Genomic DNA, 9658 nt, shown 5'->3' on the forward strand with positions numbered 1-9658 from the left:
GCAGCGGCGACGGGCCGGCCGGTGCTGACGACGCCGGACAGCGCGGTGATGAAGGTGAAGACGTTGCTCGGGGTGAATTGAACTGCGGGAAAAATCCTCACTGTCGTCCCAGCGAACGCAGGGACCCATACCGCGTTGTGCTGTCGGCAAAGAAAGATAGCTAACACCGCGCACAACACCAAGGCCGCGGCGTATGGGTCCCTGCGTTCGCAGGGACGACGTTGATGGAGTTCGCTAGCGACCACGCAGGGATTTTGTTGTAGAATGAATCCCTACCTCAACAGCCAATCCATGTTTCGCGCATGTACTACGTTTACATTCTCGCGAGCCGCCGTCACGGGACCCTCTACATCGGGGTGACCAATTCTTTGCAGAAGCGGTTGGCGGAGCACCGAGATGGTAAGGGTTCCTCTTTCGTCAAGACCTACGGCGTCTACCGGCTGGTGTATGTCGAGACTTACGAACGCGCGGATGAAGCGATCGCGCGCGAGAAACAGCTGAAGCGATGGAAGCGGGACTGGAAGATCGAACTGATCGAGCGCGAGAATCTCGAATGGCGCGACCTTAGCGATTTGCTGGTTTGACTCTCAACATCCGTCGTCCCTGCGAACGCAGGGACCCATACCGCGTTGTCCTCTCGATCAAGGCAAAAATGTCTAACGCCACGTAACGACACTGCGCCCTGTGGTTATGGGTCCCTGCGTTCGTGTTCGCAGGGACGACGAGGAGAGTTGAATTCACCTCAAAACAAACTCCCCTGCCCCTCATCCTCCGGCGCCACCGCCGCAATCTTGCGCGGGGCCTTCTTCGCCGGCTTCGGCGCTTCCGCCGCCCGCTCCTCATCCGTGATCGGCAGGATCAGTTGCGCGTCGTCGTTGGCGACGCGGTTGACCCGTGTCGACACCTCGTGCCAGGCGAACTCGCCTTCCTGGGGCGCAATCATCATCGCCATCACGCCCTCGGCGCTGTCATCGCCGCAGTCGAGCCAGCGCGCGAAATCGCTCGCGTGGATGGTGACGGGGACGCGGTGGTGCAGCACGCTGAGATCGGCGCTGGCCGCCGCGGTGACGATCGCCACGGTGTCGAGTTCTTCGCCGTTGGGGCCGACCCAGGTTTCCGCCAGCCCCGCCAGGCCGATCGGCTGCCCGTCGCGACGATGGATGAAATACGGCCGCTTGGGCTTGGCCGAGCCCTGCCATTCATAATAGCCGTCGGCCGGAACGAGGCAGCGCCGCCGCCGGATCGCGTTCTTGAAGGCCGGCTTTTCCGCCACGGTTTCCGAGCGCGCATTGATCAGCAGGCTGAATTTCCGGGGGTCCTTGACCCAGGCCGGCAGCAGGCCCCAGCGCATCAGCCGGAAATGCCGGACGCCGTTTTCCACAATGACGACAGGTACAGGTTGCGTCGGCGCAATATTATGTCTTGGCGGGAAATTGGGCTGCTCGAGGTAGCCGAAAATCTGCCGCAAAGCCGCCGGTGGCGATGTTATGACGAAGCGTCCGCACATTCTGTGGCCTAAAATAGGGTTCCGTTCAGGTCCTTTTAACCCCAAACGTTAACACTGCGCCGGATGACCACGACGGCTGCCACATCCGCATTATCAGATCTCTCGGCACCAGGCAGGGCTGGCGGCGGTGATGCCGCCGCGCGGGCTGCGCTGTTGAAGGCCGCCAACATCAACCCCCGCACCGGGCTTGCCACCGATTATCTGAATCACTTCAACGAAGCCATCATGCTGCTGGAGATGATTCCGGACATGCCGGAATGCGCCGATGATTTCCTCGAATGGCATCCGCTGTCCTATGCCGAGCACTTTACGGCGTCGAACTTCAAGGCCCGCGACCTTGCGATCTCGGCCTATGATACCGCCGATCCGAAGATCCGCACCGCGTTCGACAACGTCACCAGCGCCATGACCTCCATCCTGTCGGCAGTGAGCGATGCGATGCGCCAGGCCAAGCAGGACAAGACCCGCGCCACCCTCGCCGAACAGGCCACCGGCTGGGTCAAGCCGCTGGTGATGCAAACCGCCGGCATCATCAATGGCGACCGCGAGGCCGACGTCGACTACATCATGACCCACTGATGTCAGTGGCTTCCCCGGCCCAGCCGTCGCATCCCCAACTGGCGGTTTCGGCGGCGATCTTTCGTGACGGCAGGGTCTTGCTGGTGCGACGGGCCAAATCGCCGGCCAGCGGCTTTTATTCGCTGCCCGGCGGCCGGGTCGAGTTCGGCGAGACGCTGCACACCGCCCTGCATCGCGAGGTCGACGAGGAAACAAGCTTGCGAATCGAGATCGCCGGCCTCGCCGGATGGCGCGAAGTGGTGCCGGGCGCAGGCGGCGGCGGCCACTACCTGATCATGTCGTTCGCGGCGCGCTGGCGCTCCGGTGAGCCCGTGCTGAACGATGAGCACGACGATTTCAGGTGGCTGACGCCGGAGGCGATTGACGGTCTCCTTGGCGATCTGAAGGTCACCGACGGGCTGCCTGAGATCATCGAGGCGGCCCGGCGCCTGCTCCAGGCCTAGTCTGCGGGGGCCGATGCCTTGCTTCCAGCGCATTGAAAAGGCATATCAACGCGGTCCCGGAACCCTTCATGTCCAAGTTTTTTTCAAAGCGCTTTTCCAGGCATTTGCTGGCCGCTCTCATCCTGGTCTCGGCGTGCGTTGCCGGCCCTGCGCGGGCCCAGGATGCGGCTGCGCCGTTCGACGGCGAGTTACAGCGGCTGGCCGAGATCCTCGGCACCCTGCACTACCTCAGGGGCATTTGCGGCACCAATGAAGGCCTCAAATGGCGCAACGAAATGCAGGCGCTGGTCGATGCCGAAACCCCCTCCGGCGAACGCCGCGCCCGCATGATCGCAGGCTTCAATCGCGGCTATAATGGCTTCCAGCAAACCTACCGGACCTGCACGCCGGCCGCCTCGATCGCGATCCGCCGCTATATCGAGGAAGGCTCGAAAATCTCGCGGGACCTCACCGCCCGCTACGCCAACTAATGCGCGGGGGCCGGCCAAATTCGAGCCGGTTCCAGTTGCAACGCGAAACGGAAACCGCCGTTAACCTTTCTTAAAGAACTGGTCTAGGCAGTCCGCGGCCTCATGCTACATCTCATGCGTCAGACGCGTTCCGCCCTGGATCGCGCACAGTGCCGCAGAGTCTCATGAGCCATCCAGTGTCCTTCACGTCAGCCCGCGACCCGCTGCCCGATCACGAACAGAAACAGGCGGCGCTCGGCTATCTCAACGAGGCCTGGGCGGAGGCGCGGCACGACGGCGTCGATGGCGACTGCCTGGCGCAGGCCAGCCTGTTCGCGGCGTTCGCCGAACTGGTCGGCACTTACGGCGAGGACGCGGTGGCGAAGTTCGTCGAGGGACTGCCGAGCCGTGTTCGCAACGGCGAGTTTTCGATTCGGATGGCGAAGCAGTAAGGCGCGCTCGCGTCCGTAGCGCGGTGCGTGCCACAACCACCGCTGTCATCGCCCGGCCCCGACCGGGCGACCCGGTATTCCAGAGACGTTAGCGATCAATCGAGAAGCCCCGGCGTACCGGGTCGCCCGATCAAGTCGGGCGATGACACCTGTTGAGGTGCCCGGTCCGTACCTCGCCGACCCGACGTGATGCGACAAAATAACCCGTCGGGTAAAATTTCGCTTTTTCCGAAGGGCAAATCACCTGTAAGAATCACGCCATCCCGTCCCGACAAGAGGGGCGTTGCGCAAGGTCACCAATGCGGGACGGGGATGCGGTGGACGCGGAGGGCGCCCCTGACCAGGGCGCCTGAAGTGGACGGCGAAGTCGTGTGGTTCCGACACCCTAAGGCTGGTGTCAAGTTCGCAGCTCAGTCGCGCGGACGACGGTGGCAAAAGTGCAAAGCTCACCGAGGAGAGCACGTATAAGCCTTAAACCACTGCGCAGGGAAAGCCGGATGCCTCCGCTTCACCTGTATGCTCGTGTGCCGCCTACCTCTACCCTTTTGCACACGAGACCGCGGGTGCAGCGTGCACCCGGCTTTCCCTGCGCCCTCTGTTTGAGAGGGCGAGGAGTTTGATAGCAAACCTCGGGCGAAGCGCGCCGCGAGATCGCGAAAGTGTGTTTGTGGACACGCGCCGTTTGAAAATCGAATCTGTATCAACGCAAGATTTGTCATCGCCCGGCTTCGACCGGGCGACCCAGTATTCCAGAGACGTTAAAGTTCAATCGAGAAGCCGCGGCGTACTGGATCGCCCGCTTCCGCGGGCGACGACAGCTGAAACTGGTGCGACGGCGTTGCTTCCGTCTAGCCACGCCTACGCCCTCAGCGTCTCCAGAAACCGCACCGGCTCGCCGCTCGACGGTCCCACCAGTTCGCCCTGCCACATCACGCGACGACCGCGCACGAACGTGCCGACCGGCCAGCCGGTGACGCGCACGCCGTGATACGGCGTCCAGCCGGCGCGCGAGGCGGTCCACTCGTCGGTGATGGTCTCGCTGCGCTTGAGATCGACCATGGTAAAATCCGCGTCGTAACCGGCGGCGATGCGGCCCTTGCAGGCGATGTTGAACAGCCGCGCCGGGCCGGCGCTGGTGAGATCGACGAAGCGCTGAAGCGACAACCGTCCGGCATTGACGTGATCGAGCATCAGGGGCACCAGCGTCTGCACCCCGGTCATGCCCGACGGCGAGGCCGGATATGTCTTGGCTTTTTCCTCCAGCGTATGCGGGGCGTGATCGGAGCCGAGCACGTCGATGATGCCCTGCTCGATGCCGCGCCAGATGCCCTGGCGGTGATCGGCCGAGCGCACCGGCGGATTCATCTGCGCGCGGGTGCCGAGCCGCTCGTAGCATTCGGGCGCCGCCAGCGTCAGGTGATGCGGCGTCGCTTCGCAGGAGGCGACGTCCTTGTGGTCGCGCAAAAACTCGATCTCCTCCTTGGTGGAGATGTGCAGCACGTGAATGCGTTTTCCGGTCTCACGGGCGATCCTGACGAGGCGCTGCGTCGCCATCAGCGCCGCGATTTCGTCGCGCCACACCGGATGCGATCGTGGGTCGCCTTCGATGCGCAGGCCCTTGCGGTCGTTGAGGCGATACTCGTCCTCGGCATGAAAGGCGGCCCGGCGCTGGATCACCTTGAAAATCCGACGCAGGCTTTCGTCATCCTCCACCAGCAGCGCGCCGGTGGAGGAGCCGATGAAGACCTTGACGCCGGCGCATCCGGGCGCACGTTCCAGCTCGGGCAGATCATCCACATTGTCGCGCGTACCGCCGATGAAGAAGGCGAAATCGCAATGCATGCGATGACGGCCGGCCTTCACCTTCGCGGCGAAGGTCTGCGCGGTGACGGTCAGGGGATCGGTATTCGGCATTTCGAATACCGCGGTGACGCCGCCCATGACCGCGCTGCGCGAGCCGGTTTCGAGGTCTTCCTTGTGGGTAAGACCCGGCTCGCGAAAGTGCACCTGGGTGTCGATCACGCCGGGCAGGATGTGCAGGCCCTTGCAGTCGATCACCTCGGCGGCCAGGGCATGGCCGAGCGAGCCGATTTCGGCGATGCGCCCCGCCACGAGGCCGATATCGCGCACGCCCTCGCCGTCCTGATTGACCACGGTGCCGGATTTTAGAATGGTATCAAATCGCTGACTCATGAAACCTCAGTGCCCGCTCTATGGAACTTGATGTCGCGGGCCTTGTTCGTGATACCTTAGCGGCTTACGTTGCCGTGTGATATCCGGCAGTCGCCTTTTCCCAAGAACTTTGCCAGAGAACCCCTTATGAAAGCAGCGTTTCTTCCCGACCGGGGCGTGGTCAAGGTCAGCGGCGAGGACGCCCGCAACTTTCTCAACGGCCTCGTCACGACCGACGCGACGCTGCTGCGCCCCGGGCTCGGCCGGTTCGGGGCATTGCTGACGCCGCAGGGCAAGATCACGGCTGATTTCCTCATCACCGAGGCGCCTGCCGGCCATGGCGGCGGTTTCCTGATCGACTGCCCGCGCGCGCTGGCACCGGGCCTCGCCGCCAAGCTCGGTTTCTACAAGCTGCGCGCCAAGGTCACGGTCGAAAACCTGTCGGACAGCCTCGGCGTGCTGGCGGCGTGGGATGGCGAGCCCGCGGTAAAACCCGATCTGGCCTTCGCCGATCCGCGCCAGGCCACACTGGGCTGGCGGATCCTGGTGCCCGAAGAGCTGGCGCCGAAGCTCGCCGACCTGATCGGCGCCGAAATGCTCGACAGCTCAGCCTATGACGCGCATCGCATCGCCGCCGGCGTGCCGCGCGGCGGCCTCGACTTCATGTATGGCGACGCATTTCCGCACGAAACCAACATGGACCGCCTGCACGGCGTCGATTTCGACAAGGGCTGCTATGTCGGCCAGGAAGTCGTGTCGCGGATGCAGCATCGCGGCACCGCGCGCACCCGGACCGTGCGCGTCATTCTCGAAGATTTTTCGCCGGAACCGGGCACCGCGATTCTCGCCGGCGACAAATCGATCGGCACCATGGGTTCGACCTCAGGCCAAAACGGCCTGGCACTGGTCAGGATCGATCGCGCCGCCGATGCGCTGGATGCGGGATTGCCGCTGACGTCCGGCGGCCTCGGCCTCCGCCTCGCCGACCCCGACGATATCCGTCCCGCGCCGAAGCAGACAGTCGCATGACCAAGTCGGCGCGCCTGCATGCCGACGGCCTGACGCGGTGCCCGTGGCCCGGCGAAGATCCGTTTTACATGGCCTATCACGACACCGAATGGGGCGTGCCGGAATATGACGACCGGGCGCTGTACGAAAAACTCATCCTCGACGGCTTCCAGGCCGGGCTGTCGTGGATCACGATCCTGCGCAAGCGCGACAATTTCCGAAAGGCCTTCGACGATTTCCAGCCCGAGAAGATCGCGCGCTACAGCGAGAAAAAAGTCCACGCGCTGATGAACGATGCCGGCATCGTCCGCAACCGCTCCAAGATCGAGGGCGCGGTCAACAGCGCCAAGGGCTATCTGAAGATCATGGAAGAAGGCGCCGGCTTCTCGAAGTTCCTGTGGGATTTCGTCGATGGCAAGCCGAAGGTCAACAATTTCAAGACCACCGCCAGCGTGCCGGCATCGACGCCGCTGTCGATCAAGATGTCGAAGGAATTGCAGGCGCGCGGCTTCAAGTTCGTCGGCCCGACCATCGTCTACGCCTTCATGCAGGCCACCGGCATGGTCAACGACCATCTGGTCACCTGCTTCTGCCATCAGGCCTGCGCCGGAAAGAAGCGCAGCCCGCGGCTCAAAGCAAAATGACGGCGAGAAAACCGTCCGCGGTCGCCTCTATCAGGGTCTGGCAGCGGATGCTGTCGGGACGCCGACTCGATCTGCTGGATCCCTCGCCGCTGGATATCGAGATCGCCGACATCGCCCATGGCCTGGCGCGGGTCGCGCGCTGGAACGGGCAGACCAGCGGCGCGCATATCTTCTCGGTGGCGCAGCACACGCTGCTGGTCGAAGCCGTGTTGCGCCAGCAAAAACCGCGGATCGATCTCAGCTTCCGGCTCGCGGCCATGCTGCACGACGCGCCGGAATACGTCATCGGCGACATGATCTCGCCGTTCAAGGCGGTGCTCGGCGGCGATTACAAGGTGGTGGAAAAGCGGCTGCTGGCGGCGATCCATATCCGCTTCGGACTGCCGCCCGAGCTCGCGGACCACATCACGCAGGCGATCAAGGCCGCCGACCGGGGGGCGGCCTATCTCGAGGCGACCGGGCTGGCCGGCTTCGCCGAAGCCGAAGCCCGGCGCCTTTTCGGCAAGGATCCCGGCCTGCCGCCGGCGATGCAGCAGGAATATTTGACGCCCTGGACCGCGGCCAGGGCCGAGAAGCAGTTTTTGGCGCGGTTCAAGGTCTTGAACGCGCCGTAGGGTGGGCAAAGGCGCGCTTCGCGCCGTGCCCACCATCGGCTCAAGGTGGTGGGCACGGCGCAAGAGCGCCTTTGCCCACCCTACGCTCTACGTACTATAATCGGCGCCAGCCAGAAGGACTGCCATGATTCACGTTTGTTCGCTCGCCGCACTCGCCGACACCGTCAAGGCCACCGGCGCCAGCCATGTCCTGACCGTGATGGCCAATGTCGCTCAGGTGCAGCGGCCGGAGTCGGTGCTCGAGGCCAACCATCTGAGAGTCCAGATGGATGACATCACCGAGCAGATGGATGGTTTTCTGGCGCCGTCGGATACGCATGTCGAGCAGGTGCTGAATTTCGTGCGCGGCTGGGATCGTAACGCGCCGCTGGTGGTGCATTGCTACGCCGGTATCAGCCGCTCGACCGCGAGCGCCTTCGCCGCCGCCTGCATGCTCAATCCGCATCGCGACGAGATTTCGATCGCGCGGCAAATCCGCGCCGCCTCCCCGATCGCCTCGCCGAACCGGCTGATCGTCAGCCTGGCGGACCGGGCGTTGGGGCGCGAGGGCCGGATGCTGCGCGCGCTCGACGAAATGGGCCCGGGCAGCATGCTGGTCGAAGGCCGGCCGTTCCGCGTCGATCTCGAATGACGATCGCAAACGGCGCCAGATGAGCGAGAAGCTGCTGACGCCGATCGAAATCGGGCTGACCGCCGCCATCGTCGCCATCGAGGGCAACGAGCCCCTGATCCTCACCGCGTCCGCCGGCGATGGCGACAAGCTCGCCGGGCTTCCGTTCGGACCGTTCGACGCGGTGTCACACCGTACCTTCGAGATCGGGCTGCGCGCCTGGGTGGAAGAACAGGCCGGGTTGCGGCTGGGATACGTCGAGCAACTCTATACGTTCGGCGATCGCGGCCGGCATACCCAGGCCGGCGACACCGATGCCCATGTCGCCTCGATCGGTTACCTCGCGCTGACCCGCGCCGCCGACAACGCCTCGCGCGTGCCGGGTGCTACCTTCGAGCCCTGGTACCGCTTTTTCCCGTGGGAAGACTGGCGGGAAGCGCGGCCCGGCATCATCGAGGCCGCGATCTTTCCCGCACTCACGAACTGGGCGACACAATCCGAGCAACCGGACAGTACAAGGGCGCTCAGCCGCAAGGATCGCGTAAAACTGTATTTCGGCGCCGAGGGCGCGCAGTGGGACGAAGAGCGTGTGCTCGACCGTTACGAGCTCTTGTACGAAGCCGGACTGGTCGAGGAGGCGCGGCGCGACGGCCGCCCGGCGGCGCTGTCGCGACGGTCGCTTCCCATGCTCGGCGTTGCCATGCGCTTCGATCACCGCCGGATTCTCGCCACCGCGATCGCCCGGCTGCGCGCCAAGCTGAAATATCGTCCGGTGGTATTTGAACTTTTGCCTCCCGAATTCACACTTACTGAATTGCAGCGGACCGTGGAAGCGATCTCGGGACGGCATCTGCACAAGCAGAATTTCCGCCGGCTGGTGGAAGCCGGAGCGCTGGTTGAACCGACCGGCGTGATGTCGACACAGACAGGCGGGCGCCCCGCTGCGCTGTTTCGCTTCCGTCGTGAAGTATTGCAGGAGCGGCCGGCACCGGGGCTGCGGGTTCGCGTTCGGCGCTGAAGATTTTTTGATGCGGTAGGCCCCGACGCCGGGCGATCGCCTGGAGGCTGGATGTTCGATTTGCCGTTCGACTTTTTTTCACTGGCGGTTGCCATCGTCGGGCTCATCGTCGCCCGCAAGGCCTTCGATCAGATCGCCGTACTGCGCGCGCGGCTGGATTTG

Annotated in this window: 12 protein-coding genes; 10 read left to right on the forward strand and 2 right to left on the reverse strand. The window is 64.1% G+C overall.

The features are described 5' to 3' along the window. The first annotated feature begins 302 nt into the window (after positions 1–302). A complete protein-coding gene (locus Q7U29_RS15385; protein WP_304742862.1) occupies positions 303–584 on the forward strand; it encodes a GIY-YIG nuclease family protein in 282 nt (93 codons plus the stop codon). 158 nt (positions 585–742) lie between these two features. Here Q7U29_RS15385 and Q7U29_RS15390 read toward each other — a convergent pair whose 3' ends face one another. Continuing rightward, a complete protein-coding gene (locus tag Q7U29_RS15390) occupies positions 743–1507 on the reverse strand; it encodes an SOS response-associated peptidase (protein WP_304742864.1) in 765 nt (254 codons plus the stop codon). Between the two features lie 63 nt (positions 1508–1570). Between Q7U29_RS15390 and Q7U29_RS15395 the strand changes: the two genes are divergently transcribed. The 4 genes from Q7U29_RS15395 to Q7U29_RS15410 all read left to right on the forward strand — a co-directional run bounded on the left by Q7U29_RS15395 (position 1571) and on the right by Q7U29_RS15410 (position 3430). After that, complete coding sequence (locus tag Q7U29_RS15395) at positions 1571–2086, forward strand: hypothetical protein (RefSeq protein ID WP_304742866.1); 516 nt, start codon at positions 1571–1573, stop codon at positions 2084–2086. A 5-nt stretch (positions 2087–2091) separates the two neighbouring features. Then, entirely contained in the window at positions 2092–2529 is a 438-nt protein-coding gene (locus Q7U29_RS15400; protein WP_304742882.1) for an NUDIX hydrolase, read from the forward strand. A 68-nt stretch (positions 2530–2597) separates the two neighbouring features. Then, entirely contained in the window at positions 2598–2999 is a 402-nt protein-coding gene (locus tag Q7U29_RS15405) for a TIGR02301 family protein (RefSeq protein ID WP_304742867.1), read from the forward strand. Between the two features lie 164 nt (positions 3000–3163). Next, positions 3164–3430 carry a hypothetical protein gene (locus Q7U29_RS15410; RefSeq protein WP_304742869.1) on the forward strand — a complete coding sequence of 89 codons (267 nt, stop codon included), beginning with the start codon at positions 3164–3166 and terminating at the stop codon, positions 3428–3430. Positions 3431–4288: 858 nt separating this feature from the next. Here the strand turns inward: Q7U29_RS15410 and Q7U29_RS15415 are convergent. Then, positions 4289–5623, reverse strand: a complete 1335-nt coding sequence (locus Q7U29_RS15415; protein WP_304742871.1) for a dihydroorotase — start codon at positions 5621–5623, stop codon at positions 4289–4291. 126 nt (positions 5624–5749) lie between these two features. Between Q7U29_RS15415 and Q7U29_RS15420 the strand changes: the two genes are divergently transcribed. From Q7U29_RS15420 to Q7U29_RS15440, 5 genes are all read left to right on the forward strand, one after another. Continuing rightward, entirely contained in the window at positions 5750–6631 is an 882-nt protein-coding gene (locus Q7U29_RS15420) for a folate-binding protein YgfZ (protein ID WP_304742872.1), read from the forward strand. Further along, positions 6628–7254 carry a DNA-3-methyladenine glycosylase I gene (locus Q7U29_RS15425; protein WP_304742874.1) on the forward strand — a complete coding sequence of 209 codons (627 nt, stop codon included), beginning with the start codon at positions 6628–6630 and terminating at the stop codon, positions 7252–7254. Before Q7U29_RS15420 ends, Q7U29_RS15425 begins: the two co-directional genes overlap by 4 nt. Further along, the gene (locus Q7U29_RS15430) at positions 7251–7868 is read left to right on the forward strand and encodes an HD family hydrolase (RefSeq protein ID WP_304742876.1); all 618 of its coding nucleotides are present in this window, start codon (positions 7251–7253) and stop codon (positions 7866–7868) included. Before Q7U29_RS15425 ends, Q7U29_RS15430 begins: the two co-directional genes overlap by 4 nt. 124 nt (positions 7869–7992) lie before the next feature. Beyond that, on the forward strand, positions 7993–8499 hold the full coding sequence (locus tag Q7U29_RS15435) for a tyrosine phosphatase family protein (RefSeq protein ID WP_304742878.1): 507 nt from the start codon (positions 7993–7995) through the stop codon (positions 8497–8499). 19 nt (positions 8500–8518) lie between these two features. After that, a complete protein-coding gene (locus Q7U29_RS15440) occupies positions 8519–9496 on the forward strand; it encodes an NAD regulator (RefSeq protein ID WP_304742880.1) in 978 nt (325 codons plus the stop codon). The last annotated feature ends 162 nt before the right edge of the window (positions 9497–9658 follow it).

The organism is Bradyrhizobium sp. (genome assembly GCF_030654605.1).
Lineage (GTDB): Bacteria > Pseudomonadota > Alphaproteobacteria > Rhizobiales > Xanthobacteraceae > Bradyrhizobium.